The sequence below is a fragment of the Pseudomonas sp. Irchel s3h14 genome (assembly GCF_900187425.1).
Lineage (GTDB): Bacteria > Pseudomonadota > Gammaproteobacteria > Pseudomonadales > Pseudomonadaceae > Aquipseudomonas.
Genome location: NZ_FYDJ01000005.1, coordinates 138535 through 165246 on the forward strand (window position 1 = coordinate 138535; position 26712 = coordinate 165246).

A 26712-nucleotide genomic window follows, 5' to 3' on the forward strand; every position below is an offset into this window, starting at 1 on the left:
GCTCGCAACGCAGGGTCGATATCCAGTTGTGACCGGGAGTGCGTCCCGGCAGTTGCCTCTACGAGCGAGACAGGCGACTAAAGGCACGCCCCTACACTGGAAACTCGTCATACGATGCCTTCAGCAACGGCAGCAACGCCTGCTTTTCCATGTGCAATTCACCACCGACGAAAACAACCAGAAGTCACGTAACGCGATCCTCAGGCTCGGCGCGCAGCAGGAAGGCATCGTGCGCCACGAACTGATCATACCGGACGGACGCAAGTGCCCTGTCCTTCACACCAACATCAGGTAACGACTCATCTTTGGATACGCACCATGATGATCATCAAAATGACCTCGCTGTTACTGGCGGGAGTGCTGTCCGCCATGTCCGTCGGCACTTTTGCAGCCCCAGGCGATGGCGCTGATGCGACCGGAATCAAGTCAGGATCAACCGGCGGCTCGACCATGGCGCCCAACAATAACCCTGGCCAACCCTCGAGCGACCATAACGCTAACGGCGGCAATAGCGGATCCGGCTCGTCGGGTGGCGGAAATGGTGGCAATGCCGGGAACAGCGGCTCTGGCGCGGGGGGTGGCACGGGCGCGGCGGGCGGTGGAACGGGCGGTGCCGGTGGCGGGACGGGCAGCTGGACGCGTAAAAGCAGCCGATGATCGTCGGCTGCTTTTTGGCCTGAAACGCGGGATTAGGCTGGCTTGACCGGCGGCGGGCTCCACTTGCCGTTCAAAACCTCGGGCTTGGGCCCATACAAACGCATGGTCAGGTTGAACCCGCCCTTCGGCGCCGGCAGCCAATTGGCTTCAAGGTCCTTGCCGGGGTTTTCGTGCTGGAAGTAGATGTCCAGCGAACCGTCGGCGTTCGTCTTGAACGGCATCCAGCTACTGAACGCAAACCGGTTGAGCGCATTGCCGACCTGGAATCCTTCAGGGTCGTACAAGGTGATCGACCAGAAAGCGTTTACCGGCGGCATTTCACCCTTGTCGAAATGCAGCACGTACTTGTTCGTTCCATCAAGCGGCTTGCCTTCGACATCGCCGATGTTCAGTGGATAAATCGCATCCTCGGGCAAGTTGGCGCCGAGCCCCATCTGCGCAACGATCGCGCGCTTGAGGTAGTAGTTGCCGTAGACGCCCATGGTGTCGGTGTTCATCGACCAGCCGTTGACCACGCGGGCGAGGGTTGGAACCTTCCACGTCATCAGCGCCTGCGCGTCCTTGGGCACGGTCTGAAGTGCTGCTTTGATTTCAGGATCCAGCGCATCCATGTCGAACGATTTTCCGGGTTCGATACCGATACGCTTCATCTGCGCCAGGATCGGTTGATCGGTGATGTGCGCAGGGTGCACTTTGAGCAATTCGGCGGCGTAGGCGAAGTAGTCGGCCGCCGACATTGAGTCGACCTGGATCTTTGGCGGGGTCTTCATGTCCACGGCAGGGTCAATTTTCACGCTGGCTGGCTCGGGACTTTTACCCAGTCGGGACAGCGGTGTCACGGTGTAGCCAGCCTGAATTTTGTGCACGGCCGCGTAGTCCGCAGCGCCGTCGGTCTTGGTGCGGCCAATGACCCAGACAAAGGGCGTAGGTGCCGGCAGATGGTTCAATCCGGCAGGCACTGTCCCGGTCCAGCCCGGCGGCGTCACCAGAAACTGCCCCGCTTGGGTGCCCGTGGTGCGCCAGCCCGGTGAGGCGAACACATCGGTCCACATGTCGAGCATCGGCAACAAGTAAAAACGCCCGGCCGTATCGGGCGCTGCGATCACCAGCGGTTCTTGGGTCAAATCCAGCCAGGCAATGGAATACAAGGTGTCGAAGTTCGAGCGCACCACCCCTTTGAAATTTGCAGGTGGATACTGCGGCACGCTGATAAACATATTCATCGGACCTTTACCGAATTCCTTGCCCGGTTCGATATTGGTGAATTGCTTGCGGGTGATGTCCATGGTCAACAGCGGGTAAAAATAAAGGTAGGCATCCACGCCGATGGCGTGTGCTTCTTCGGCTGTGACTTTCGATTGAGCGTGGCTCGCGAGCGGAAAGATGGCGCAGGCTGCAACGGTTAGAGCAACGGCTGCCAATGCTTGAGTAATCAACATTTTGACGATCATCCGTGCGGTGGGGGGACCTGCCGGGATCGGCAGCGTTACCGCAACTCTAGACGATCAATTGAAGGGGATCTGACAGGCAGACAGCCGGCTGGCCGGGGTGTTGCGCGGGTGAAACACCCTCTCGAGACACCTCAACGATCCGAACGCATCAGTGCCTCGACACCGCCCTCCATCGACAGCACCGCCGAGCGGTTTCGCCCCGAATGCTTGGCTTGATACAGCGCCGCGTCCGCACGTTCGATGAACACTTCCATGCTGTCCCGCCCCGTCGGCACAAACGAATAACAACCCAGACTGACCGTCACGAAGCCCGAGGGTGAACCGCTGTGGATGATGTTCTTGTCCATGACGCTGCGCCGGATCTGTTCGGCAATCACCATCGCGCCGCGAATGTCGGTGTCGGGCAGCAATACCGCAAACTCCTCACCGCCGTAGCGCACAGCCAAGTCAGCTTTTCGATGGCAGCACCCCTTCACCGCCCGCGCCACTTCAGCCAGGCAATGGTCCCCCGCCACGTGGCCGTAAGCGTCGTTGTAGCGCTTGAAGTAATCGATATCGAGCATGATCAGGCTCAGCGAACTCGACTGCCGCGCGCCTCGGCTGAACTCGATGTCCAGCGCCCCCTCGAACAGCCGGCGATTGCCCAGGCCGGTCAGGCTGTCGTGGGTCGCGATCAGCTTCAGCGCTTCCTTTGCCCTGCGCAAATCCGCCTCGACCTGTTCGCCGACACGCACCTGATAAAGGAACATCCTGCCGAACAGCCCCACGCCCAGCACCACCAAGGCAACGATGATCGTGGAGCGAAACGCCGTGTCGTTCCAATCCTTGAGAATCGAATCCCTGGACGAGGCGGCAGACACGACCAACGGATAAGAGTCGAGCTGACGGTAGCCATGCAACCGCACAACACCATCGACCAGCGAGCGGAACATCGCGTTGCCGGAGGGCGCGTTGGGCAGCAATTTCTCGAAGATCTCGCTCTTGGCCAGTGATGTGCCAATCAACGACTCCACAAACGGCCGACGCGCCAGCAGCGTTCCGTCGGTCAACCCCAAAAACATCGAACCGTTGTCATCAATGCTGAAGCTTTTGAAGAACTGATCGAAGTACGCCATCTTGATGCCGGCCAACAAGACGCCCTGGAAATTGCCGTTCTTGTCGTTCACCCGTTTGGATATCGGGATGATCCACTCGCCATTTTCCCGACTGCGAATCGCTGGCCCGATGTGCGCCAGGGACGAGACGTTCTGCTGGTGGAACTTGAAGTACTCGCGATCCGACACACCCGGGCCGCGTGGCAGATTTTCGAAAGAGGTAACGACCCACTGCCCCTTTTGGTCGAACAGAAATATCCCGTGCAATTGATTCAGCGCCTGCACCCGCCGGGCGAACGTTTTCTGCAAGCGTGCCTTTTGAGGCGCGCCGAAACCGTCAGCCTGAATCCAGTCGGCCAGACTGGTCAGCACCAGATCGGCTTGCATGAAGGTGTCTTCGGCCTGCTGCGCCATGGCCCGCGTCAGGTTTGATGACGCCACTTGCGCTAACGCCAGGTCATGCCGGCGCGACTGCTCCAGTTGCAGGTAAAGCAAACCGCACAAGCTCAGGCACACGACCGCGATAAACAGCACCGCTGCTTTGCGCAGAGGTAACCGTTTCAACGTGACGCCGGTGGCGTTGTGCGGATCGTGAAGAGGGATAGGCAAAAGCTCGTCCTGTAAGGGTAAGGCATGGGTAACACCCCGAAACCCTTATTTTTTGTGAGCTTAGTCTACGGGGGGGTATGGGGCAAATGTCCTTTGGCTAGTCGCCGCATAGCGCTGTGCAAATGCGCCCGAGCACTTTCTGCATCTCCCCGGCGCATTTGCTCATAGGCCCGCTGGGCAATCTCATGGGGCACCGGCTTGAGTTCGCGTTGGGTCGCCATCGCCATCAACTGCACCTGGGCGGCACGTTCCAGGTAATACAGATCGTCCCAGGCTTCGGCGATGCTGGGCCCGGCGACGATCACCCCGTGGTTCTTCAAAAAAAGGATGTCGGCATCGCCCATGACGCTGGCAATCCGGTCGCCTTCGGACTCGTCGAGCGCCAGACCGTTGTAGTCCTCGTCCACCGCCGTACGGCCGTAGAATTTCAACGCCGTTTGCCCCAGCCACAACAGCGGCGGACCTTGCAACAGGCACAACGCCGTGGCATGAGGCATATGGGTGTGAAACGCCACTTTCACCCTCGGTAGCTGTTTGTGCAGCCGCGCGTGGATATAGAACGCGGTCGCTTCCGGCAGCCCTTCGCCCACCACGACATTGCCGTGAAAGTCGCAGACCAGCAGGTTGTCAGCGGTGACTTCTTCGAACGCGTAGCCGTAGGGGTTCACGAAAAACAGATCATCCCGGTCCGGCACCATGGCGGAAAAGTGGTTGCAGATGCCCTCCTCCAAACCGTGCAGCGCCGCCAATTGAAAGCACGCCGCCAATTCCGTGCGAGCGGTGATGGCAGCCTGCGAATCGAGATTCAGATCGGCGTAACGCGAGGGACGGGAACTGCCAGCAAGGGTGTGTGCCATGACGACTCCGTGTTTCACCAGCCAAGGGATGTGAACAAGGGCACGACCTGATCCAGCGTGCTTAATATCGCATCGGGTTGATAGTCCGGCAGCAACTGCCGACCCGTACCGCGGTCAATCCAGACGCAGCGAAAATGCATGTCGCGGGCGGCGGTATGGTCCAGCATCGGGCTGGCGCAGATGTGCACCACCTGATCACGACTGACGCCGAGCTGTTCATGAGCGTAGTCAAACAACCGCGGATTCGGCTTATAAGCACCGGCCTGCTGCGCGGTGATGACCCGGTCGATATGCCCACCGAGTTGCGCGACGTTCCCGGCAATGATGTCGTCATCGGTGTTGGACACGATGCACAGCTTGAACCCCATCGCCTTGAGCCGCGCGAGCGTGTCGACCACTTCGGGGAACGGCGGCATCCGCGGGATCGCCCCGGCCAGCCGCTGACTGTCTTCGGGCGCGCTCGCCAGCCCCAACTCCTCCAGGGCGAGGTGCAAACCCTGCGTGCTTAACTGGCGAAACGAGCGATGTAAGGTGCAGGCGTGGATTCAGCCAACGGGGTATTGCCATTGGCGCTGTTCCCGCAGGGTTGCATTTACCGTCAACGGGCCATCCGCCTGCTGGATGTGGCTCAGCGGCCCTGGCGGGTTGCGTTTGGCAGTCATAGCCTGACGGGCATTCAGGCGGCGGTGGCTTCAGGTCTGGGCGTGTCGGTGCTGCCCGCTTCGGCGGTATTGCCTGAGCACAGCGTGTGCACCGACCTGCCCGAATTGCCACCGACGGAGTTGGCATTGATCAGCCGCGAGGGCGCGCTGACCGGGTTGCAACGGGCGTTGGTGGAGTTTTTGCGCGAGGGACTGGGCCAGACATAATCACCAAAAAAATGGGCGCCCCAAGGGCGCCCATCTCAATAAAGCTCGAACAACCTTTAGATCATCTTGTCGATCTCATCCAATGTCACTCGGGGAATGAGCTCACCCGGAATCCTTGAGGAACTGTACAGGTTGTAGACCTGAAAATCTTCACTCACGACGTACTTCGACAAGATCTCGAACGACGGCAGGATTCTCGTATAAAAATGCTGATCGAGCAGGCATGGCGAGGCTAACGTGTCGGCCTCTTCGTAAAAACGGCTTACAGACTGATTAAAGTCGACACCTACCAAAAACACCTTGGTAAACCCCACGTGATACGCAATTTGCAAAGCCAGATAAGCCACGGTGCGGGCATCAAAAAAACCGCGTTTAAGGTTCTTGCTGAATCCGAGGGTTCTATTGCGGCCATTTCCGAGTTTGCGACTTCTGACGAGTTCTTTATCAGCCCTGAAAATCAGGTCCGTCCAGGAGAGCTTGGGTGCTCGGCCGAGTAAATACAGCTCTCCCTCAGGCGCTACCGTCGTATGCCAGATGTGCTCTTGCCACAGTGCAACCCGCTGACTAATACGCATGGCCTGTGAAAACAGTTCGGGCTGCTGTCGGGAAAAACCTTGATCCGTACAGGCATAAAAGAACGGCTTGATACCCGACCCGGTGAACATAGAGATGGCGCCGTTCATCGTGATGAACGGAATGTCGGCATACTTTTCCAGCGGAAAATCTTTAGCGGACGCCCCCGAGGCAATGATAAACACAGCTCCTTTTTGAGTGTTGCGGCACTCATCGAAGTCATGCGCATGAAGCATACCTGTGATGAGTGACGAGTTTTTTTGCGCAACATCCATCATCAATTTCCTATTCCTTGGCATTGAGCGGTGGCAATTTTGCATCGTGATAGTTTTCAACGGGCGAACCAACAACCTGGCTTCAGCACCCCCGGAATCTGCGACGGAGCGCAAAGGTTGACGCAGAGCGCTTGCATCGTAGGTGCATCAATGACCCGCAAGTCCCGCTTCCTTCACGGCCATTACCGGTTTTGCCCCGTCGCCACAGCGGAAGTTCCTGCTCGTCGCACATCCAGAACGGGCAGTTCCGAAGGCAGATTCAACCCCCGTAGTACCGCGGAATCGTACCCGTAGACATCGGGTTTAAACATCACTCGACCATCGTTACTCAGGTCCACCGTCCAGTAAGCCAACAGCACCGGCACCTTGACTGGAAGCCTGATGTTTTCGGTCTTGCCGTTCGCCAGTTGAGCCTGTATCCCGGCGCTGTTCCAGCGAACCGGGTCATTGAACAGCAGCTCTACTAACTGCAGCGGGTTCTCCACCCGTATGCAGCCTGAACTGGTGGCCCGGCGCGATTGCGCAAACAACTCGCGATGCGGCGTGTCGTGGAGGTAAATCGAATACTCATTGGGAAACCGAATGACCACCTGCCCCAGCGAATTATCCGGCCCGGCATCCTGTCGCAGGGTGATACCGCGCGCGTTATCCCAGTCGACGGTCGACGGATCGAGCACATTCCCCTCTCGATCAAGGGCTCTTATACGGTTGGCGGCAAGGTAGCCTGGATCTCGTTGAATCTTGGGCAGCATGTCTTTGACGAGGATCGTCGGTGGCACGGTCCAGGTGGGGTTGAACGTCACGTAAGTAATCTCGGATTGAAACACCGGCGTACTGCGGAACGGCTTACCGACCTGAACCCGGGAACGCCATATCGCCTTACCGTCGCGATAAAGCGCTACCTTGTAACCCGCAATATCAACGATGACAAAAGTGCCCTGAAGTTTGTACAGCAACCAACGCGCTCGCTCCATGTTCACCCGAACCTGGTCTATCCGCGCCTCTACGGGCACATTCAACGCAGCCAGTGTCGCGGCCCCCGCCACGCCATCCGCCCCCAGGTATTGCTCGGTCTGATACTTTTTCACCGCTGCGGTGACGCTGTCGTCGTAATCAGTGCGTTGCTTCTTTGATGGGGCCAGATAACCACCCACCACCAAGCGTGCTCGCAACTGCGCGACCGCGGCGTCATCCATGCCTGGCTTGAGCGATTGGCCTTCGGCAATCTTCGGCCAGCCGCCCGCGTCCCGAATCTTGCGCAGTTGCGCCAGGCCCACGCGCAGACTGCGGTAAACCGCCTCTTGTGGTGGCGCTTCGGCGAAAGCGCGCGCCACGTCATGAGCTTCGAGCGCGGCGAACAAGTTATGCATGTCTCCACGAGGATCGGCGCCGACAGGGTCGAAATTCCAATGGATGTCCAGACGCGAAGGGTCAACCTTGCCGCGCCGCAATTGCAGCAGCGCCGTGATAAAGGTCCGGGTCGCCGCGATATCGAATGCCGCACGTTGCGCCACCGTCGGCTCTGCTGCCTGCATCGACGCTCTGGCGTTCGCCAACTCATCAATATGAAAGTCCGCAGGGTCCAGCCCGTCGGCCCGGGTGTCGCTCAAGCTTTTCAATAACTGAATGACATCGCTGTCGTTCGCCCAGGCCGAGCGATAACTCCGATGCATGTAAAAATCCATGACCACGCGACTCGGATCCACCCGTTGATGACCACGAGAAGTGAGCAAGGGGGGAAACGATGAACTCAATGGCTCAAGTGCCGCCTGAATCGTTTGAGCGACGTAATCGTCAGGTGCCGCGCCAGTTCTGCTGATGACGGCAGATACCGCCTCAATCGGCGAAGTTTCTGCAATCGCTGCGCCGCTGATCAGAAAGCCCATAAAAAAGATGCGGCTTATGACGAATAACCTTGTTAACTGCCCCATGGATAATCCTTAATCGCCCCGTATTCAACGGCTAGCATCCTGCACACTGCTAGACTCGAAACATTAATGTGAGACTTACATATGGCGCTAGACCGCTTTGGTTTTCTATTCACGGCCCTGCTGCTGACGTCAGTTTCGGTACCGGCAGCCTACGCCGATTCGCTTGCAGCCGCGCTGATCAAAGCAGCACCAGGCGCCAACGCCAAAGTCATCGGGCTGGCCGTACGCGCTACCCAATGCAGCTTGGCCCAAGGTAAAGCACCTGTCCAAAGACTTGCTGTCATCGACTACTCACTGCCATCGACCGAACAACGGTTGTGGGTGTTCGATCTGAAGAAACGTAAATTACTGTTCCACGAACTGGTCGCCCACGGTCGCAACAGCGGCGAGAACATGGCGGTCAAGTTCTCCAACCAGAATGAAAGCTTTGCCACCAGCCTCGGTTTGTACCGCACCCAGTCGAGCTATGTCGGCCAGAACGGTTATTCCTTGCGCATGGAAGGTCTGGAGCCAGGCTTCAACGACAACGCATTTGAGCGGGCGATCGTTATTCACGGGGCACCCTATGTCAGCCCTGTTCTTGCCCGAGCGAATGGCCGGATTGGTAGAAGCCTGGGGTGTCCTGCTGTGCGGCCGGCGATTGCGCACAAGTTGATTGATTCGATGAAAGGTGGGCAGTTGTTGTTTTCTTACTACCCGGATCAGCGTTGGCTGAAATCGTCTTCGTATATCAATTGCGGTGGCGGCACTGTAGCCGCAGCGTCAACGCCCGAAACACGCCAATAAATACGGCATGAACCTGACAAAACTGTAATCCCCGCCTCAGCCTGCTGAAAGGCATCGCCCGTTAGCCTCGTCGTCAAGCTCTCTCCACGCTGACGGACCGGGAACACGGCATGCATTCCAACACATCAAGACGCACCTTCGTGAAGGGGCTGGCCGCGGGCGGGCTCCTCGGCGGCCTCGGGTTATGGCGCACGCCTGTCTGGGCGGTCACCAGCCCCGGCGAACCTCAGGTGCTGGCGGGCACCGATTTCGATCTGTTCATCGGCGAAACCCCGGTCAACATCACCGGCAACCCGCGCACCGCGATGACCATCAACGGCGGCATTCCCGGCCCCCTGCTGCGCTGGCGCGAAGGCGACACGGTGACGCTGCGGGTGAAGAACAAACTCAACGCCGACACCTCCATTCACTGGCACGGCATCTTGCTGCCGGCCAACATGGACGGCGTGCCGGGGCTGAGCTTTCACGGCATCGAGCCGGGTGGGATGTACGTCTATCAATTCAAGGTTCGACAGAACGGCACGTACTGGTACCACAGCCATTCAGGCTTACAGGAACAGTCCGGCGTTTACGGGCCGTTGGTGATCGATGCGAAGGAGCCGGAGCCTTTCCAGTACGACCGCGACTATGTAGTGATGCTGACCGACTGGACCGACGAAGACGCCGTCGACCTGATGAAGACGCTGAAAAAACAGTCCGACTACTACAACTACAACAAGCCCACCGTGGGTGATTTCATCCACGACGTCAGCGAGAAAGGTTGGGGTTCCACGGTCGCCGATCGAAAGATGTGGGCCGAAATGAAGATGAACCCCACCGACCTGGCCGACGTCAGCGGCGCAACTTACACCTACTTGATGAACGGCCAGGCGCCGAACTCGAACTGGACGGGCGTGTTCCGACCGGGCGAGAAGTTGCGCCTGCGCTTCATCAATGGCTCCGCCATGACGTACTTCGACGTGCGCATTCCCGGGCTGAAAATGACGGTGGTTGCTGCGGATGGGCTGCACGTCAAACCGGTGAGCGTCGATGAGTTTCGCATTGCGGTGGCGGAGACCTTCGACGTGATTGTCGAGCCGACCGAAGTGGCTTACACCTTGTTCGCCCAGTCGATGGATCGGACTGGCTTTGCACGCGGCACACTTGCGGCGAAGGCTGGTTTATCCGCGCCGGTACCGCCGCTGGACCCTCGACCGCTGGTGACCATGGATGACATGGGCATGGGCGGGATGGATCACGGCAGCATGGCGGGCATGGATCACAGCGCCATGGCCATGCCCGGCATGCAGTCCCACCCTGCGACGGAAAACAACAACCCGCTGGTGGACATGCAAGCCATGACCACCGCCCCCAAACTCGACGATCCCGGCCTCGGCCTGCGCAACAACGGCCGCCGCGTCCTGACCTATTCCGACCTGCGCAGCACCTTCGAAGACCCGGACGGCCGCGAGCCGAGCCGTACCATTGAGCTGCACCTCACCGGCCACATGGAGAAATTCGCCTGGTCGTTCAACGGTGTGAAGTTCTCCGATGCCGAACCCGTGCGCCTCAAATATGGCGAGCGGGTTCGGGTGGTGCTGGTTAACGACACGATGATGACCCACCCCATTCACCTGCATGGCATGTGGAGCGACCTCGAAGACGAAAACGGCGAGTTCATGGTGCGCAAACACACCATCGACATGCCACCCGGCTCCCGGCGCAGCTATCGGGTGACCGCCGATGCGCTCGGCCGTTGGGCCTATCACTGCCATCTCCTGTACCACATGGAAATGGGCATGTTCCGTGAAGTTCGCGTGGAAGAATGAGGCGCCTACCGATGACCAGACTCACTCCAATCTCATTGGCACTCGTGACCGCGAGCCTGACGCTCTCTTCGGCGATGGCCGCCACCGACGACATGCAGAACATGGATCACAGCCAGATGCAGGGCATGGACCATAGCCAAATGCAAAGCATGGACGACGGCCAGATGCAGCCCGCCGCGCCGACCGAAAGTCGCACGCCGATCCCGGCGCTGACCGATGCCGACCGCGCCGCCGTGTACGCCAGCCCAACCGGCCACGGCGTGCATGACACCGCGCTCAACCATTACTTCCTCGCCGATAAACTCGAATGGCAGGACGCTGACGACGGCAGCACCCTGGCCTGGGATCTCTCCGGCTGGATCGGCGGCGACATCGATCGCCTGTGGCTGCGCTCCGAAGGCGAACGCACCAACGGCAAAACCGAAGACGCCGAAATCCAGGCCCTGTGGGGCCACGCGATCTCCCCGTGGTGGGACGTGGTGACCGGCGTTCGCCAGGATTTCAAACCTGGCGACCCGCAAACCTGGGCCGCGTTTGGCGTGCAAGGGATGGCGCTGTACAACTTCGAAACCGAAGCCACCGCCTTCATCGGCGAAGGCGGCCAAACCGCCGCGCGACTGGAAGGCGACTACGACATCCTGCTGACCAACCGGCTGATCCTGCAACCGACCGCCGAACTCAACTTCTACGGCAAAAACGACCCGCAACGGGGTATCGGTTCAGGGTTATCCAACACCGAAGCCGGCCTGCGACTGCGCTATGAAATCCGCCGGGAAATCGCGCCTTACATCGGCGTGACCTGGAACCGCACGTATGGCAAAACCGCCGACTACGCCAACGATGAAGGTGAGGATCGCAGCGAAGCACGCTTGGTCCTCGGTGTTCGCCTGTGGTTCTAAACGCATTAACTCAACAACCAAAAAAACAACCGCTTAAAGCGGTAAGAGGCCTTGCATGCGCATGATTAAAACTACCGCTGTTGTCATTGGGCTGCTCATGAGCGCGCTCGCTCAAGCGCACCCGAAACTGCTCTCCTCCACCCCGGCGGAAGGTGCGGATGGCGCGACACCCGGCAAAATCGAACTGCACTTTTCCGAAAACCTCATGACCCAGTTCTCCGGCGCAAAATTGGTCATGACGGAAATGCCCGGCATGGCGCACTCCCCCATGCCCATGAAAGCCAAAGTCTCTGGTGGTAGCGATCCGAAGACCATGGTCATCACACCGCTTTCGCCACTGCCTGCCGGCACCTACAAAGTCGAATGGCGCGCCGTGTCTTCGGACACCCACCCGATCACCGGCAACGTTACGTTCAAAGTGAAGTGATTGATGAACGACTCGCTCAGCATTGCACTGCGCTTTGGGTTGTATGTGGATTTGATGCTGCTGTTTGGGCTGGCGCTGTTTGGGCTGTACAGCCTGAAAGAACAGGAGCGGGTGTCAGGGGTGGCGCTGCCGCTTCGGTCGATGTTGACGGGGGCTGCGTTGCTGGGCGTGCTGCTTTCTGTCGCCAGCATGGTGATGATGGCGAGCGCCATGAGCGGTGAAACGGACTTTGCCGAGCTGCGTCCGCATATCGAGATGATGGTGTTGGAGACGGATGTCGGGTTGGCCTGGGTCGTGCGCATCATCGCGCTGGTTATCGCCAGTCTGGCGGTGATGCTCAATCACCGTGCGCCCGGATTCAGCCTGCTGATCGCCTCTTTTGCCGGCGCTATCGCCCTGGCCAGCCTGGCCTGGAGCGGTCACGGGGCGATGGATGAAGGCAGCCGTCGTTATTGGCATTTCATCACTGACATCTTGCATCTACTGGCTTCGGGGGCCTGGTTCGGTGCGCTGGTCGCACTTGCCTTGATGGCAAAGATCAACGATCTGCAAACCGAGGAACGCATCAGATTGCTGGCTCGGGCAGTCAGCCGATTTGAATGGGTGGGTGCGGTGATCGTGGCCGTCATCACGGTCACGGGCGTCGTGAATTACCTGTTCATCGTCGGCCCGACGCTCGACGATGTATTGCTCAGTACCTACGGGATATTGCTGTCCATCAAAATCGCGCTGTTTGCCGGGATGCTGGTGCTCGCCGCGTTGAACCGGTTTCACCTGGGGCCGTTTTTGGAGCGGTCGTTGCGTGAGGGTCTGTATCGGGTGGCGGCAATTACGTTGCGGCGCAGCGTGGTGGTTGAATTGGCGGCGGCGGTGTTGATTGTGGGGCTGGTGGCCTGGTTGGGGACGTTGAGTCCGGAAATGGAGATGGCGGGACAATAGTTCTCGCGAGTAATGGTCAGGCTGCAGCAAATCAAGTTCTACAACATCCACGCCAATGTTGAGCGGGGCAGCAGAAAGTAAGTACTCTCAGCCCCCACTCCATCATGGAAGCCGGATAACAATGAACAACCTAAAAAGCACAATGATGCTCGGTGGCCTGCTCGCACTATCGTTTACTGCTCAAGCCGAGCAATCGCACTTGGACAGCGTCATCCAACAGGGCCAACTGCGCGTGTGCACAACAGGCGACTACAAACCCTATACCGTCAAAGCCGAGGACGGCGAATACTCGGGCATCGACATCGCCATGGCCCGCTCGCTGGCCGACAGCCTGGGCGTCAAGGTCGAGTGGGTGCAGACCACCTGGAAAACCCTGATGCCCGATATGCTCGCAGGCAAATGCGACATCGGCGTCGGCGGCATCTCGGTCACGCTGGAACGCCAGAAAAAGGCCTTCTTCAGCACCACGCTGGACGTCGACGGCAAAATCCCGCTGGTGCGCTGCGAAGATCAGGCGCTGTACCAGACCGTCGAGCAAATCAACCAACCTTCGGTTCGCTTGGTCGAACCGGCCGGCGGCACCAACGAAGCCTTTGTTCACGCCTTTCTACCCAAGGCGCAATTGCGCCTTCATGACAACGTGACCATCTTCCAGGAGCTGCTGGACAAGAAGGCTGACGTGATGATTACTGACGCCTCGGAAGCGCTCTATCAGCAGAAACTCAAACCTGGTCTGTGCGCGGTGAACCCGAAGCAATTCATGCAGTACGGCGAGAAGGCTTACTTGCTACCGCGTGATGACATGACTTGGAAGTTGTACGTCGATCAGTGGCTGCACCTGGCCAAAGTCACAGGCAACTACCAAAAAGTTCTGGGCCAATGGATAGCGACACCCGAGCCCAAATAACCGCCACCTACGCAATCCATGTAGCAGCTGGCGAAGCCTGCGTCCGACTGCGCAGCAGTCGCCTCTTCGCCAAAACACACGGCACATCAGGCAAAACGCAAAACGGCGGAAACACTTCCGCCGTTAATCATCGTGCAACAACCCCGAACTGTACTCGCCGAAGCTGTTGCCGAGCGCACTGCCATGGAAATTCATCTTATTGGCGTTGTTGGTAGGCCCCGGACCAAAACCGGCAGACGGCAGGGTGGCTTCCGAATATTCGCTATGGGTGCTTGCACCCGAACAGGCGCTCAATAGCAATGCGCCGGCGATCAGAGCGACTTTGAAGAGGTTCGAGATCATTTTTCAGTCCCTGTGGGTTGGAAGCGCGGTGACCTTAGGGAGTCATCCTATGCCGCAAGCTCGCCAGGAATTATGAAACTTTGCTGGGCGACAGCGTTGGTTCAGGTACTGATTGCTTGAGGCAAAAAAAGGGCGTTCTCCAGACAAACTGTCAAAAGAGCAACGTCCTACACGACTCTGGGAATTGTCCGTACACTTGCGCATTGCCGTGCCTTTGTCACGAGGCCTATAGTCCGATCCGCGTCCAAATGACGTATCGGGTTTGGCGACTCGATGACAACGGTTAAAGAAACCTCCGAGCTCTTCTCGGAGGGTTTCTGAACGCACTTGGCTATCTGTTTTTTGGTGGCTGTGCGTGGGAGACCTTCGGGTCTGCCGGTTTTACCATTGTCCGGTTCGCCAACCCGCGTACAGCTACCACCCTTTTGTTTGGCGACAATTGAGTGGTAGGTCTTCCACCTACAATTGGTAACCACTCATGAAAGAATATATGGCTTTAACCAGCAACGCCGACGACCTTCCCTCGCTGTATGTAAACACCACCCAACCGCTGCATTCACTGCTTAGCACCGCACGCTACCGAATTGGGGCGGTAACACAGATCCTGGAAAACCTCGCGATGCGCGGCGACATCACCACGGACTCGGTGATCCTCAGCGACTTCGCAATGCTTTGCTGCATACCCTTGCGCGATGGCTGCGATGTGCTGGATGTCATTGCCAGACGTATGGATGCTGAACCGTCCTGATGTCACAAAGGGGCGCCCTCCTCGGCCGCCCCTTCGGTCTCATGGAAGCTGGCAGCAAAAAGAAGCTCCGCGTACCGCCTTTTGCGGTTTGCCCGGATACCATCAATCACATAAGCTGGTCAGTATGAATACACATCCTTCGGAGGCTCCGATGGCCACCACTAAAAAAACCGATAAGCCACGCAGAAAGGTTATCCATAAAGAACTGACGTTTCTGGATGTTCGGGAAGCAGCGCGTGATGGGCAAAAAGTGTTCGATACGTTTGTGATCACTGGCAAGCTTCCTATTACAAAGTAGGCCTGGATGCCGGCAGTCAAAATTGCTGCAGTCTTTCAAAAAGTAAAACACTGGAAAACAATTGCCGCACAGTTCTACAACTATAAATTGTTCGGCGATCTGCCTGCCATTTTCGGTAGAGACGAGAAGCTCGACCTGAGCGACATGCATCATATTCATCTCGCAAGTACAGAAGAGACACAGAACCGCTGGGCAAAAATCAGTCGTCAGTATTATCGAACCGCACTGGTCGATGATCCTGACAATGACTTCTGGCTCATCTATGCCTACGACGACTTCAGAGATGAATACCTGTTGCTCGCGGTTACGGGGCCGGATGCTCACAATCGCAAGGAATGGGGTTCGTTCCTTCGGACGATGCGTAGCGATATCGTAGGACCCTGGATTGTTGGAAAGCTCGACTCCCCTGATTTGGACGACCCTTGAACTGCGCAGAAAAAACTGGTGATTGGCCGGCTTATTGCTCCTCGCCGCAGCCAAGCAAACTCGGAAAAATAAATCAGTCCCCTTTTCTGCTATTGAGTCGTTCCACATGGTTGTCGCTCGCTACATCTTGCTGTTCCTAGGGTCGTCCGCCGGGTTGAGGTAGGTGATCCCCCAAGGCCCCGTGCCGTGGAGTTGGAGCACAGTTTCCTGTTCTCGACTGGCGCCGTACATCGACATGCCGACGGGAATGATCAGGGTGTCCCCCGGGTGATAGGCTTTGGCCCGTGCCGAATCGAATTTGTCTCCGGTGGCGAAGTAGAAGGTGCCCGAGATAACGGTTACGCGCTCGGTCACGGGATGGGTATGCACGCCGATTTTCGTATTTGCCGGCAGCTTCAAGCGCAGGGTGAAGGGCTCGGCGGCTTTCAGGTCACCTTCAATCACTGCAATCATCGCGCCGGGCCCCACCGACGGCGCAGCTGTCCACTTGAGTTCGGATGGGGTGGCGGTAATCAAACCCGCTCCCTCGGCCTGGGCGGCAGATGCCAGGAAGGCTGCGCTAAGCAAGGCCAACGAAACAGCGACAGCTTTGTGGGAGCGCATCATGGTTTCCTCGTGTTTGGGGACTGTGGGTGTATCACTGCAGAGGCAAACATAGCTTCAACACACGGTATTAATGATGACGGTAGCCGAATGTTGTAGCGCCGATATAACCAATGTGAACAGCCCTATAACGCAATGGTCTGGACTTGATACTTTTCGGAAAAATGGCGGGGAAAAATGGGGGCAGACTTATTTACTCGTAGCGATCCAGTCGATTTCCTCTCATGCCGTTGCTCAGATGTACTGAACAATCGCAGAAAAGCCCGCCTAAACCCCACAACCCCAATCCTGATAAACTCCCCTCCTCCCAGCCCCACCCATCTCAGAACCGCCAATGCCCCCAATCACCGCCACACCCGCCCCGCTCTCCCGCCGCTTCTCCGTCGCCCCGATGATGGATTGGACCTATTAATCATTCAGCCCTTCCAAATAATGGCCTTCAAGCCAGCCTCCAGCCCCCTGTACCAATTTCGTACCAGCAATATTTACCCATCATTAAATTCTGGCTCATCTCTAACCCCCTGTAGCAAATTTTAAGCAATCATTTTCGGCTCCAATCCCGACACTGTCGCTACTGTCAAATGGCGTTGTGGGTTGGCCTCAACCTCCATCAATCCACCCGCCCCATGAAATTATTAAGCTGCTACGCTTTGCTTTTCACGGAGGAATCGCGATGCCGAACTCAGACCTGCTCCCTTCCCTGCTGTACAAAATCAATGAAAACCAGCTCGCCCTGGAAGCCGCAATTTTGGAGCTTTCAAACTGGATTGAGCAGCGTGACGCGGTTGAGGTTGCTGATAATGTTCGCGGCGCCTTGGCGGCTATCGACCGCAATGAAGAATTCATCAAGCTAACGCTCGCTGTGCTGATGACACCGGATTGATTTCACAGCCAAAAGCGGACGACAAGTAGACTTCAGCGGAGTTTTGATAGGGCTAGTAAGGTGCTGGCAGAATGTAGACGATGCGGCCAAGGTTACGTCCGGGCAACCCGTTCACGCACCATCGATTAATTCTTCCTTTTTTTTGTGCGGGAGGAATAAAGGCATTTGTCATTAATACTATTGCGCAGCACGGGCAATTTGTTAAAAATGATAAATAATACCGAATCAAGTACAAAATAATTTTAAAACTAAAAAATGGCAGGCCCACATATGACGACGCTTTATCACTACACCGACGTTAACGGTTTTTTTAATATTATCAAACACAAAAAATTATGGCTTTCCGGCCCTCACAACCTTAATGATTATCAAGAAGTCCACTGGGCTTATCACAAAATCCAATCAACACTCAACAAGCTGGTGAACGAGTACGACCGTGAGCACATACAATTTATATGGGACCAGGCCAATCTCCAGAAATTAGTTCCATTTACTTGCTCTCTTTCCAGTGACGGCGACTTGTTAAGTCAATGGAGAGCCTATGCGAAAGACGGATCCGGCGTGGCAATCGGGTTAAATAGTGAACTGTTACCGGTCACGGGAGCGTTCCCTCATCTCTCAGCTGCTTTAAACAACAGCATCACCACTATGCAAGTACTATATGATAACGATGTGCAGGATGGCGCAATAGACCAAATTATCAGATCGACCCTTGACTCTATGAAGGGAAAGGAAATCGAGGAATCAGGCGGCATAGTAATTGAAGCAGCCTATAAACTTAGTGGTTTATCCACCATATTTAAAAACCAAGCATTCAAAGAAGAGTGCGAATGGCGAATCATTCACACACCCCAAATTTGGGGGAACACGGCAACCAACAAAACTACAACTACCGCTATCTCTGAGCTATGTCACCGAGCGTCTAATGAAAAGCTTATTTCCTATTTTGAATATGATTTATCCGATTTGATTTCTCAAAACATCATTACCGATCTAATTCTTGGACCTAAATGTGCTATAGAAAAATATGACCTTGAGCTGTTCTTAACCACAAGTGGATTGGAACGACTTAAATTTACTCGATCTTCCGCAAGTTACAGATAGCCCTCGAACCACCCTCCAATAATAAGTTAGGCAAATCCATACAGGCCTTAAATGGCCTGCATGAAAAATCTAACAGTTAGCGTATAGTTTCGATTCAGTATTCCTTCACCCATAAACCCTCTCGTTATTAACTTCCCAAGCTGATAACGAGGGTTCGATTCCCTTCACCCGCTCCACTGTTTTCAAGGCCTCCAGCCTACTCCGCGTCAAGTAGGTGTCTGTTAAGGTGTCTGTTTCTGATTCTCTAAGGTTCAGAACAGATAGAAACAGACACCAGCATCTTTAAGATGCACAGCCTTTCCGAACCATCCCCGCACCGGGCCACGCAATCCCTGCTAATAACTGATCAAGCCAGTTGGTTTTGATTCATCATCCGTGTGCACGCCAATTACGCTGGAATCGCTCGCCGCCCCAACTGGATATCTTGCCCCGATCAGATATAGTCGTAGCCTCATGCCATCAGGAAGCTAGACATGGAAATTGTGACCATCGCGCACGTCGTTCTTCATCGCTTAGGTTCCGCTCAGGGCGGCGGATTTGGCCGCCATAAATCGATAGCGATCACGAAAGAGGTGGTCGACGATGCCCCCGAAACCTTAAGGGAGCTAATCGTTTCTATTGCCGAGAAAAACGGAGAAAGCCGAGAGGCCTTGAGCGGTCTAATTTTAGAGCGAGGCCGGGGGCCGACCCAAAATCATGTTGTGTTCAACATCCAAGGACCCAGCACCAGCTACACCCAACCCTATTCTGAGTGCACGACTTTTACCGCCCTCAAAGCTGGCACTCGATACTTCAAGCTCGAAGAGATCGATACGTAACACGCCAATTGTGCTGGAGTATTTCGGACGCTGAGCCCCCCCCGTGTGTTTACGTGGCTCACCTTGTATTTCGAGCGCATGCATAAATGCATGATTAGCATTGAATGGCATCGTTTGGCGCACGGATTGCCCCATTTTTGCCCCATCCCAACAATTGCTACCAAAGGTACGTAAATTTGGGGAACCAGTGCGTTCCCCTTGCCAGGATCGGACGCTTAATCCAGTTATGGGACACTGGAAAGATTTAGCTCTCTTCGAAACGATGCTCAAGAAACGTCGATTTTATTCACCAGCTCGATACGTTCGAAAGCAAGCTTCTGCATTTCCCTACGACGTCGAAAATCGACGGGATCTGACGCGATTTCTATAACAGTTTTTACTGATCCAGCTTGTGGATCATTTTCCATCATTCGTCCATGCCACTCTCTCCAAGGAGTGATCAGGTACTCTATTGATATCTGCTCAAATGGATCGCGGCCAGCAGCTATAAGATAACCTACGACTACAGCCATTGCATGGTCAAAAACAACATCACCAATGGAACCACTCAATAGAAATTCCGCCACTTCATTGGCACATGAAGCATTTTTAGTATAGCGGCGATAAAGATCCGATTTTTCCTGTCGCAACACCATTAGGGGAATTAATAGAGGCATATCCAGAAAATGATCTTTTGGAATACTACGAAGCACTAGACTTAACCGCACAACGAGCTGATCAATATCTCGCGGAGTATACTTAAATCGACCAGCTAAAAAGCCTAAAACCTCTGAACCATATTCATAGTCATCTCGCCCCGACTTTCGCAACTTGAAATACTCAAGTATATCTGGCTGCTTGATACGAACACTTACATACGCGTTTATATTCACCAACTGAAGTTGATAATCCAGATCGATAAATCTCCTTAAATAATGCAGCCCGTCGAACGACGAACCGTAGACACCTTGCAAACTTTTGCTGAGCTGATCACGATTGATAGCGAGAACAAAAACCAAACGGTCTATATCGAACAAATGTTTGATGCGCTCTAAGACCTCAATTGCATAGGTGGGCTTGCATCGATCCAGCTCATCAACAAAAAGTATCAAGTTTTCTTGCCCTTCTGGCAGCGCATCAAGTGCTTTGCCTAACTGAACTTTAAACCGTTCTAGGGACTTCTGCTTTACGTTGAAACTGTCAACCAAACTACCAACCGCTCCACCAGTCAATTCCGACGCAAGCTTTTCGTATTCTTTATCGAGATCCAAAGCCCCAAAAGTTGCTGCCTTGGCAGCAGCAACTGCTGTGGATTTTAAAATGCCTGGCGCGTAAGTCTTTGCTTTCTCCCACGCGGCCCTAACCCCAGGTTTATTGCTCTGATTACCGAGCCAACGGTCCAACATTGAGAGCATCGGAAGTAGTGGATCTTCAGCAAAATCGCTCTCCCAAGCATTAAGGTACAGGCTGACTTTGCTTTGGTTGGTCAGATAATGCTGCCACAGACGAAAAAAGGTAGTTTTTCCTCCACCCCATGGGGCGTCTACGGCAAAAACTAGGGGGGACTGCGCGCTGAGGAGAACCGGCGATAGATTTTCTATCTCGGCATGCCGGCCCAGCAAATCTTGAGGGCAAGGCCATGTGCCAGAATCAAACTGAAGCTCTTTGATGCGCAACTGTATCGATTTTCGCTCGGCTGGAATCGTGGCGTCCGTACTCAAGGGATTACTCCTATTAGATTAACTGGCTGACGGTAACCAAACACTCGTCAGAGTGTCACCGAAGAGCCTCGATTTGGATACCCTACCCTCTAACAGCTAAGAAATTAGAACTGTCCAGCCCTCACCCAGTTCGCCGACAAACCGGGAGTACAGATATAGACAGGGGTTCAAACTCCTTCGCGCGTCCCTGAGGACCGCTCCAGCCCATAAAATCGGCGCTTTAGATCTCCACCTGTGGCGCACAGCGGCCTATGGCGGCCCTCCATCTGCTCTAAATTTCCCCTAAGAGCTATCTACATGCGAATTGGGGGTTTCCGGTGGCAACCGGGAACCCTAATTATGGTCAATGTAGATGGTCCCGATGGACTGCGTAGGCCGATTCTGTTGTCAACAGGCGCTGCAAAACTAACCAACTCGGCTAGGGTGGTCCGATCCACCGCCCAGCCATCTGAGCGCAATATTTCAGTCGCGCAGCCCTTTGCTGCGGATTCCCATAAATATTCCAGTTGGCGCTACTACCACCGCTCAAGAAAAGTTGGTATGCCGCAAAAATCTCATACGGAATGCCGTTCGACGCGGCCCAACAATCTGCCTGGAATTCGACTTGAGAGTTGTAGGCGTAGGGGGGCAAGAGATGGTGACCTGAAAAAACATGACCAATTTCATGAGCTCTGAAAAAACCACACGCTGGCCCAATCTGCTGGCAAATGCTGGGATTGTATATGATGACAGCCCCATAGAATGGGTCGGGTTTGACCATGGCGATGTCATTAAGAGAGGGGTCGGGAATTTCGGGAACTGCAATCGCTGATGAGCCGAATAGGACGGAGAGTAACAATATAGCAAGGCGCATTTTAACCTCCTGGTCACACGAGTTTTCCTTGTTCGTGCGTAGACTGCTGCCATAAGAGTTAAGCATGGCCGGAGGAGACTGGAGAAAAAATGTAAAGCCGGACAGCCGTTCAGCCTTGAAGATCGAAACGGGATCTAGCGTTTTTACACACTCTGAGCCATCAGCAGACGCCTAGAATAGGGTAAATGGACCCTATCCCTTATTTCATCTTCATTTTGGCGCAGCCTTGCTAAATATAACCTGCCAATAAAAACCGTTCTGAAACGCAATTAGAAACCATATCAAGTAAATTTTTGCCATTCCACTCGAATCTTTCTGCACAAGCGTGCCATGGGGCAAAAAATAACTGGATAAACAAGTATCGGTATCAAAAGGACCGTTGACGACGGCGTCATAGCCGCAGCACTATCCATTTAATCGGCATCTAGTCGATAGCCTTGCCCCCCCTACAAGAGATAGCCCAAGCATTCTGCACGCGACGCAATCAATCGTTGAACGAGGCCTGCAAGATCATTCTCCACACCATAAAATGGCCTCTGTCTAAGAATGGAACCCAAAACGGAAATACATTTGTAAATTACAAAGAGTAATCCGCCGAAATTCTTTCCAAAGTACACTTTAGAAATGGTATGTCGGCACCCACCAATGAGAATCTCGCTTTCAGAAAACTTGAGACTGCCTGCCAATTTTTTTCAATACCCGCAACTACAGATGCGCTATTTGCGTGCACTGTTTTGACACGTTCGATTTCGATGCATTTAAACTCCTGACTTACAACTTCATATACGGAAGCCACTACATCAAATAAATTATGCCCCCTCAAAAACAAATAAACATTATCAGCACTCACTCCAGCAGTTTCTAACTCACTGCAAAAAAGGTCGTAACCCTCTTGCCCGACCGTCAATAGCGCCGAACGCACCGCAGATTCAATATCAGCCACTTCAGCCAAGTAATTATTATACACTTCACACTGATCAAATTCGGAGATGATGACTTTGCCTAGCTTATCCAGCGCATTATTGATAAGTCGCTTAGACAAAGAAAACTCCTTATCCCGCCCAATCACTTCCAAATAATAAATACCGACAAAGGCAGACCATATAGAGCTAGAAACACTGGCAATGAATTTAGACGGCAAAACTTTTAGCTCATGTCCACCTTTACATACTAGCAAACCGAATGCATGATCAACATATTCTGAGTATACAAAAGCATTATCCAAGGCATAAATATTTGTGACGAATACATGATCCCGTGGAAGCTTTTGGGAAACGTAACCAGGCACAAAACTTTTGAGATATGAGTCATCGCTATCAATACAAAAGATGCAACCAACTCCGAGCGTCAAAACGCTTTGCCTTTCCAAGGAGAACAACCTGTCACAGCCGTTTGCCACCTTACCATCAGGAGCTACAGCCTCATCAGGCCCCCGCACGTAAAATTTATACCTGTCGTTAGATTTAAAATAGTCAAGCCAAAAACGCTTATCATCTAAGGCCTCCACCCACACATCAACTGGGAGCGCATCAGAACCATCAATATTAAAAAACCGTAGGCTATCACCAACATCCCCACTTACACCAAAAGAAATATCTTGATCTTCATTCATACCCCCACTTCCTTATACTTTTTTGCCAAGTTTACAATTTCTTCCGATGAAGTATTCATAACCAAGAAAGGGGAATGCGTTCCGATAATGAATTGAGAATTTGGCGCTAACCGCTGAAACGCAGGCAAGAGCATCCGCTGCCACTCTACATGCAAAGACAAATCCGGCTCATCGAACATGAAGAATGCCGTATCCTTGTAGAGATAGACTGTCAACATTAGAGCAAGAAGGGTCTTCTCACCCTTGGAAAATTCGGTCCAATGAATAATCCCTTCATCGGGAACATCCATATGAATAGCTTCATTGACCCATACTAATTTCCGCTTTGTCTTTCCATAAAATTCATTCAACTCATGAAAAACCACGTTATCATCAAATTTCGCATTACCTTTCAGTTCAGATATTGCCGAATCGAGTATTACGCTGACCTCCTTCTCGGTTAGACCTTTCTTATTCTTTGCTTGCTGTACATCCACGAGATCCGAAATCAGCTTTTTTATCTCATCAGCGCCTGCTACTTTCGAAACATAAGCATGAATTAAGGCCCACAAAGTCTTATCTAAACTAGAAGCATCACCCTGACCAGCAAAAACCGAATCTACAACTTTCCGTGGAAAACTAAAAAAAAGCGTTTCATCTATATAAGACACAAGATTAATTTTTTTAGAATAATCCTCGGGACTAATCTCTTTGGCAAGAAGATCGGGAAGCGTGGCCCCACTGCCACAGAAAAAATCCTCAACGTCTTTATTAGAGTCTCCAGAAAATCTAGTTTTAGCTGATGAAGAGCCTAACTTCTCTGCCTCCGCAAAAACCTCCTCCAACTCTAACTCGGACTCAAAGAAACGCTGCATCAGATCATTCACATCTTTTTTTGAAGCGCTTCCCATCTCCCACTTTAACGCTCTAATTTTAACCTCATCAGACAAGGAAGCCTGAAAAGCCCAGCGCGAAATACTAGAGGAAAACTTACCCCCTCGAGTAATCGCAAACGCCTCGTGAATTATCTTTATAATCCTACTTTTTCCGGCACCATTATAACCAGTCAATATATAAAACTGCTTATCTTCACTCAAGTCAAGTACGAGCCTATAATTCCTCTTGGGAGAATTAAAGAACTCGAGTTTGTTAATCCTAATCAAAGCACACCTCAAAACATAGATTTCTCTCGCGAGATTACCATGAAATAAAAACCAAGTCACCAAAAACCGAATCAATGTCGCAAGCACATTCCTTACAGTTTTAATTGGATACTAAATTTATTCCCTCAATAATTAGTACGCACCACATCCACCATGAACAATCTTCAAAACGACAGCGACAACTTATACCGCTAGAATAAACACCCCCCCAAAACTACTCGGCGTCCAATTCAGAATAATGAACTCTCCACTCAAGTCAGCCTTCCCTTGCCGCTGATTGGTATTGCAATACCGAATATTCACCCTCTCAAAATGGAAGGCTTCGAAAACACGCCGGATGTCCGGATGATCGTTGATGCTGACCATCACCTTGCCCCTGCAGCGACGCATGAAGTCAGCCATCCGCTCGTAATTCTCAAACGGAAAATCCACCCCATAGCCGGCGGTCTGCCAATAAGGCGGGTCCATGTAGTGGAAGGTATGGGCACGGTCGTAGCGTTCCGCGCATCCAAGCCAGGGGAGGTTTTCGACATAGATACCGTGCAGGCGCTGCCAAACGGCCGAGAGGTTTTTCTCGATCCGCAGCAGGTTGATCGCCGGGCCAGTGGTGGCGGTACGAAAGTCTGCCCGGTAATCTTGCCGGCGAAAGCATGGTGCTGCAGGTAGCAAAGTAGGGCGGCGCGCTGTATGTCGGTGAGGGTTTCGGGGCGGGTCATTTTCTACCACTCGAATACCTGGCGAGAGCTCAGCTCCTATCTGAATTGGCACACGAACTCTTCGAGGCGGTTCTGTACGACGCGGTACAGCGTCACCAGGTCGCCGTTGATGTCGTTGAGGACTTCGACCGGTGCTGCCGAGGCTTCATGAAGTAGAGCGCGGCACCGCCGGCAAAGACTTCGAGGAAGCATTCGTGTGATAGGAAAAGCGGGATAAGGCGGTCGGCCAGGCGGCGTTTGCTGTCCATCCAAGGGATGATGGGTGTAGACATTGCGAGCAAGACCTTTACTGTATGGATAAACAGGCTCCAGGCTCGCCGCGCTTTGTGCACGGTGTAAGAGCCTTGGCTGGTCTTGCAGGGACGTTCTGCGAGGAAGGCTGCTGAGTTGAATGTTGGACCATTCAACTCAGCAGCTCTTTTTTTATTTTCAACTAAAAATACAAAGTTACGGAAAAATATATCAGCGATATTCTAAAATCTCGGAAGCAAGTCCTCCAGTTGAGCCAAACAAAAGGCAAAATGCGAGTTGAAAAAATTCACTCCTCCTTATAATCCGTGCTAACAACCCTTACTTTGCATCTGTAACCCCCTACCCACCCATTCATAGAAACAAACTCCGACTCGTCTATAGGCCCATTATCAGGAATATCTAGTGCTTGAGCCAGCTTAAAGACTGTACCAAATTGCCTTGTAACAACATCCCCCCCTCTAAGCAGAGCATCCGGCTCACCATAAAATAGAAATTTAAATCCTTTCCCAGAGGAACGGAGTCTAGATATGTATGACTGCTGAGCCAGCTCCACACTGCTATCTATATAAGCATGATCAGTGCTATTAAGAGTATAGAAAAAACAACCTTTATTGGCCAAGTTTACAGCTCTATCATGCTCGACTATTGAGAGCGAACTGCTTTCTTTGTTTTTTGGTTCTTTGCCCATATTTGCATTTATAAGCCATGCAACCATGCCGAACATTCCAGTCAAAAAAGTCAACACTATTACCAATCGCAACAGTTGGTAAGCCTTTTCCTCCGGCAATTGCTTTAAAACTGAACCTTGAATTGCTTGTTTGAATATCGTCAAGACTATTCCCAGCCCAATGCCCGCGACCCCTGCCACACTTGCAAATGTGGTTAATGTACTATCAGCCATGGCCATTCACCTAGAATCAAATCTCACATCAAGCTTAGCACACGACTGAAACACTACAAAAATCGAAAGGAAAAAATCTGAAACTATAGACAGCAATTACACTTTAATAGAAACCTCCATGCCCATTTAACGTATGAGACAAATCCAAGTTACGCTTACTTACACAACCCTTCAACCACAACTCTTAGCTTGACATCTAAATTCTAAGTAGCAATACGATCCTAAAACCTAC

The 26712-nt window shown here is 53.5% G+C and carries 25 protein-coding genes and 4 pseudogenes; 15 read left to right on the top strand and 14 right to left on the bottom strand.

The features are described 5' to 3' along the window. Positions 1-151: 151 nt before the first annotated feature. Together CKW16_RS32565 and CKW16_RS12135 are read left to right on the top strand one after the other, a co-directional pair. Positions 152-265 (top strand): annotated as a pseudogene (locus tag CKW16_RS32565) (GNAT family N-acetyltransferase); the annotation flags it as partial. A 53-nt stretch (positions 266-318) separates the two neighbouring features. Next, entirely contained in the window at positions 319-657 is a 339-nt protein-coding gene (locus tag CKW16_RS12135; RefSeq protein ID WP_095128617.1) for a hypothetical protein, read from the top strand. A gap of 32 nt (positions 658-689) precedes the next feature. Here CKW16_RS12135 and CKW16_RS12140 read toward each other — a convergent pair whose 3' ends face one another. The 4 genes and pseudogenes from CKW16_RS12140 to CKW16_RS12155 form a co-directional block, all read right to left on the bottom strand. Continuing rightward, on the bottom strand, positions 690-2096 hold the full coding sequence (locus tag CKW16_RS12140; RefSeq protein ID WP_095128618.1) for a DUF1254 domain-containing protein: 1407 nt from the start codon (positions 2094-2096) through the stop codon (positions 690-692). A gap of 143 nt (positions 2097-2239) precedes the next feature. Continuing rightward, positions 2240-3811, bottom strand: coding sequence for a GGDEF domain-containing protein (locus CKW16_RS12145; RefSeq protein WP_095128619.1), 1572 nt, complete (start codon positions 3809-3811; stop codon positions 2240-2242). Positions 3812-3876: 65 nt separating this feature from the next. Next, positions 3877-4668 (bottom strand): aldolase, encoded by a 792-nt coding sequence (locus CKW16_RS12150; RefSeq protein ID WP_095128620.1) that lies wholly within the window; start codon positions 4666-4668, stop codon positions 3877-3879. Positions 4669-4682: 14 nt separating this feature from the next. Next, a pseudogene (locus CKW16_RS12155) lies at positions 4683-5195 on the bottom strand (HAD-IA family hydrolase); the annotation flags it as partial. 3 nt (positions 5196-5198) lie between these two features. Between CKW16_RS12155 and CKW16_RS12160 the strand changes: the two are divergent. Beyond that, a pseudogene (locus CKW16_RS12160) lies at positions 5199-5537 on the top strand (LysR substrate-binding domain-containing protein); the annotation flags it as partial. A gap of 56 nt (positions 5538-5593) precedes the next feature. Here the strand turns inward: CKW16_RS12160 and CKW16_RS12165 are convergent. Further along, complete coding sequence (locus tag CKW16_RS12165) at positions 5594-6385, bottom strand: lipopolysaccharide biosynthesis protein (protein ID WP_095128827.1); 792 nt, start codon at positions 6383-6385, stop codon at positions 5594-5596. Positions 6386-6567: 182 nt separating this feature from the next. Next, entirely contained in the window at positions 6568-8316 is a 1749-nt protein-coding gene (locus CKW16_RS12170; protein ID WP_095128621.1) for a murein L,D-transpeptidase, read from the bottom strand. 81 nt (positions 8317-8397) lie between these two features. Here CKW16_RS12170 and CKW16_RS12175 point away from each other — a divergent pair, with 81 nt between their 5' ends. From CKW16_RS12175 to CKW16_RS12200, 6 genes are all read left to right on the top strand, one after another. Beyond that, the gene (locus CKW16_RS12175; RefSeq protein ID WP_095128622.1) at positions 8398-9102 is read left to right on the top strand and encodes a murein L,D-transpeptidase catalytic domain family protein; all 705 of its coding nucleotides are present in this window, start codon (positions 8398-8400) and stop codon (positions 9100-9102) included. 110 nt (positions 9103-9212) lie between these two features. Further along, entirely contained in the window at positions 9213-10910 is a 1698-nt protein-coding gene (locus CKW16_RS12180) for a copper resistance system multicopper oxidase (RefSeq protein ID WP_095128623.1), read from the top strand. Positions 10911-10921: 11 nt separating this feature from the next. Then, positions 10922-11809 (top strand): copper resistance protein B, encoded by an 888-nt coding sequence (locus CKW16_RS12185; protein WP_095128624.1) that lies wholly within the window; start codon positions 10922-10924, stop codon positions 11807-11809. Positions 11810-11864: 55 nt separating this feature from the next. After that, on the top strand, positions 11865-12236 hold the full coding sequence (gene copC, locus CKW16_RS12190) for a copper homeostasis periplasmic binding protein CopC (protein ID WP_095128625.1): 372 nt from the start codon (positions 11865-11867) through the stop codon (positions 12234-12236). A 3-nt stretch (positions 12237-12239) separates the two neighbouring features. Further along, positions 12240-13175 (top strand): copper homeostasis membrane protein CopD, encoded by a 936-nt coding sequence (gene copD / locus CKW16_RS12195; RefSeq protein WP_095128626.1) that lies wholly within the window; start codon positions 12240-12242, stop codon positions 13173-13175. A gap of 121 nt (positions 13176-13296) precedes the next feature. Then, positions 13297-14082: a transporter substrate-binding domain-containing protein gene (locus CKW16_RS12200; RefSeq protein ID WP_095128627.1), complete on the top strand. Its 786-nt coding sequence runs from the start codon at positions 13297-13299 to the stop codon at positions 14080-14082. 123 nt (positions 14083-14205) lie between these two features. Here the strand turns inward: CKW16_RS12200 and CKW16_RS12205 are convergent, their stop codons facing one another. Continuing rightward, positions 14206-14424: a hypothetical protein gene (locus tag CKW16_RS12205; protein WP_095128628.1), complete on the bottom strand. Its 219-nt coding sequence runs from the start codon at positions 14422-14424 to the stop codon at positions 14206-14208. Between the two features lie 478 nt (positions 14425-14902). Between CKW16_RS12205 and CKW16_RS12210 the strand changes: the two genes are divergently transcribed. The 3 genes from CKW16_RS12210 to CKW16_RS12215 all read left to right on the top strand — a co-directional run bounded on the left by CKW16_RS12210 (position 14903) and on the right by CKW16_RS12215 (position 15896). After that, positions 14903-15172 carry a hypothetical protein gene (locus tag CKW16_RS12210; protein WP_046047769.1) on the top strand — a complete coding sequence of 90 codons (270 nt, stop codon included), beginning with the start codon at positions 14903-14905 and terminating at the stop codon, positions 15170-15172. A gap of 151 nt (positions 15173-15323) precedes the next feature. Then, positions 15324-15470, top strand: a complete 147-nt coding sequence (locus CKW16_RS32300; RefSeq protein WP_176471543.1) for a hypothetical protein — start codon at positions 15324-15326, stop codon at positions 15468-15470. 6 nt (positions 15471-15476) lie between these two features. Then, on the top strand, positions 15477-15896 hold the full coding sequence (locus tag CKW16_RS12215; protein WP_095128629.1) for a type II toxin-antitoxin system YafO family toxin: 420 nt from the start codon (positions 15477-15479) through the stop codon (positions 15894-15896). A gap of 120 nt (positions 15897-16016) precedes the next feature. On the opposite strand, the gene CKW16_RS12220 is transcribed toward CKW16_RS12215, so the two are convergent. Then, positions 16017-16499, bottom strand: a complete 483-nt coding sequence (locus tag CKW16_RS12220; RefSeq protein ID WP_095128828.1) for a cupin domain-containing protein — start codon at positions 16497-16499, stop codon at positions 16017-16019. A gap of 673 nt (positions 16500-17172) precedes the next feature. On the opposite strand from CKW16_RS12220, the gene CKW16_RS12225 reads away from it, so the two are divergent. From CKW16_RS12225 to CKW16_RS12235, 3 genes are all read left to right on the top strand, one after another. Further along, positions 17173-17382 (top strand): hypothetical protein, encoded by a 210-nt coding sequence (locus tag CKW16_RS12225; protein ID WP_095128630.1) that lies wholly within the window; start codon positions 17173-17175, stop codon positions 17380-17382. Positions 17383-17652: 270 nt separating this feature from the next. After that, complete coding sequence (locus CKW16_RS12230; RefSeq protein WP_176471544.1) at positions 17653-18486, top strand: DUF2971 domain-containing protein; 834 nt, start codon at positions 17653-17655, stop codon at positions 18484-18486. 473 nt (positions 18487-18959) lie between these two features. Continuing rightward, on the top strand, positions 18960-19304 hold the full coding sequence (locus CKW16_RS12235; protein WP_095128632.1) for a hypothetical protein: 345 nt from the start codon (positions 18960-18962) through the stop codon (positions 19302-19304). A gap of 266 nt (positions 19305-19570) precedes the next feature. On the opposite strand, the gene CKW16_RS12240 is transcribed toward CKW16_RS12235, so the two are convergent. The 6 genes and pseudogenes from CKW16_RS12240 to CKW16_RS12265 all read right to left on the bottom strand — a co-directional run bounded on the left by CKW16_RS12240 (position 19571) and on the right by CKW16_RS12265 (position 26480). Then, positions 19571-21004 (bottom strand): P-loop NTPase fold protein, encoded by a 1434-nt coding sequence (locus CKW16_RS12240; RefSeq protein ID WP_095128633.1) that lies wholly within the window; start codon positions 21002-21004, stop codon positions 19571-19573. Between the two features lie 418 nt (positions 21005-21422). Beyond that, entirely contained in the window at positions 21423-21857 is a 435-nt protein-coding gene (locus CKW16_RS12245) for an ImmA/IrrE family metallo-endopeptidase (RefSeq protein WP_095128634.1), read from the bottom strand. Positions 21858-22434: 577 nt separating this feature from the next. After that, entirely contained in the window at positions 22435-23469 is a 1035-nt protein-coding gene (locus CKW16_RS12250) for a DUF4435 domain-containing protein (protein WP_095128635.1), read from the bottom strand. Continuing rightward, the gene (locus CKW16_RS12255; RefSeq protein ID WP_371918020.1) at positions 23466-24698 is read right to left on the bottom strand and encodes an AAA family ATPase; all 1233 of its coding nucleotides are present in this window, start codon (positions 24696-24698) and stop codon (positions 23466-23468) included. Before CKW16_RS12255 ends, CKW16_RS12250 begins: the two co-directional genes overlap by 4 nt. A gap of 96 nt (positions 24699-24794) precedes the next feature. After that, a pseudogene (locus CKW16_RS12260) lies at positions 24795-25599 on the bottom strand (DNA adenine methylase). 266 nt (positions 25600-25865) lie between these two features. Continuing rightward, positions 25866-26480, bottom strand: a complete 615-nt coding sequence (locus tag CKW16_RS12265; protein ID WP_141232731.1) for a hypothetical protein — start codon at positions 26478-26480, stop codon at positions 25866-25868. Between the last annotated feature and the right edge of the window lie 232 nt (positions 26481-26712).

Excerpts from the sequence above, each read along its gene's own strand:
- CKW16_RS12135 (WP_095128617.1), top strand. The coding sequence starts at position 319 with ATGATGATCATCAAAATGACCTCGCTGTTACTGGCGGGAGTGCTGTCC.
- CKW16_RS12140 (WP_095128618.1), bottom strand. The coding sequence starts at position 2,096 with ATGTTGATTACTCAAGCATTGGCAGCCGTTGCTCTAACCGTTGCAGCC.
- CKW16_RS12150 (WP_095128620.1), bottom strand. The coding sequence starts at position 4,668 with ATGGCACACACCCTTGCTGGCAGTTCCCGTCCCTCGCGTTACGCCGAT.
- CKW16_RS12165 (WP_095128827.1), bottom strand. The coding sequence starts at position 6,385 with ATGGATGTTGCGCAAAAAAACTCGTCACTCATCACAGGTATGCTTCAT.
- CKW16_RS12170 (WP_095128621.1), bottom strand. The coding sequence starts at position 8,316 with ATGGGGCAGTTAACAAGGTTATTCGTCATAAGCCGCATCTTTTTTATG.
- CKW16_RS12175 (WP_095128622.1), top strand. The coding sequence starts at position 8,398 with ATGGCGCTAGACCGCTTTGGTTTTCTATTCACGGCCCTGCTGCTGACG.
- CKW16_RS12180 (WP_095128623.1), top strand. The coding sequence starts at position 9,213 with ATGCATTCCAACACATCAAGACGCACCTTCGTGAAGGGGCTGGCCGCG.
- CKW16_RS12185 (WP_095128624.1), top strand. The coding sequence starts at position 10,922 with ATGACCAGACTCACTCCAATCTCATTGGCACTCGTGACCGCGAGCCTG.
- copC (WP_095128625.1), top strand. The coding sequence starts at position 11,865 with ATGCGCATGATTAAAACTACCGCTGTTGTCATTGGGCTGCTCATGAGC.
- copD (WP_095128626.1), top strand. The coding sequence starts at position 12,240 with ATGAACGACTCGCTCAGCATTGCACTGCGCTTTGGGTTGTATGTGGAT.
- CKW16_RS12200 (WP_095128627.1), top strand. The coding sequence starts at position 13,297 with ATGAACAACCTAAAAAGCACAATGATGCTCGGTGGCCTGCTCGCACTA.
- CKW16_RS12205 (WP_095128628.1), bottom strand. The coding sequence starts at position 14,424 with ATGATCTCGAACCTCTTCAAAGTCGCTCTGATCGCCGGCGCATTGCTA.
- CKW16_RS12210 (WP_046047769.1), top strand. The coding sequence starts at position 14,903 with ATGAAAGAATATATGGCTTTAACCAGCAACGCCGACGACCTTCCCTCG.
- CKW16_RS32300 (WP_176471543.1), top strand. The coding sequence starts at position 15,324 with ATGGCCACCACTAAAAAAACCGATAAGCCACGCAGAAAGGTTATCCAT.
- CKW16_RS12215 (WP_095128629.1), top strand. The coding sequence starts at position 15,477 with ATGCCGGCAGTCAAAATTGCTGCAGTCTTTCAAAAAGTAAAACACTGG.
- CKW16_RS12220 (WP_095128828.1), bottom strand. The coding sequence starts at position 16,499 with ATGCGCTCCCACAAAGCTGTCGCTGTTTCGTTGGCCTTGCTTAGCGCA.
- CKW16_RS12225 (WP_095128630.1), top strand. The coding sequence starts at position 17,173 with ATGCCGAACTCAGACCTGCTCCCTTCCCTGCTGTACAAAATCAATGAA.
- CKW16_RS12230 (WP_176471544.1), top strand. The coding sequence starts at position 17,653 with ATGACGACGCTTTATCACTACACCGACGTTAACGGTTTTTTTAATATT.
- CKW16_RS12235 (WP_095128632.1), top strand. The coding sequence starts at position 18,960 with ATGGAAATTGTGACCATCGCGCACGTCGTTCTTCATCGCTTAGGTTCC.
- CKW16_RS12245 (WP_095128634.1), bottom strand. The coding sequence starts at position 21,857 with ATGCGCCTTGCTATATTGTTACTCTCCGTCCTATTCGGCTCATCAGCG.
- CKW16_RS12250 (WP_095128635.1), bottom strand. The coding sequence starts at position 23,469 with ATGAATGAAGATCAAGATATTTCTTTTGGTGTAAGTGGGGATGTTGGT.
- CKW16_RS12265 (WP_141232731.1), bottom strand. The coding sequence starts at position 26,480 with ATGGCTGATAGTACATTAACCACATTTGCAAGTGTGGCAGGGGTCGCG.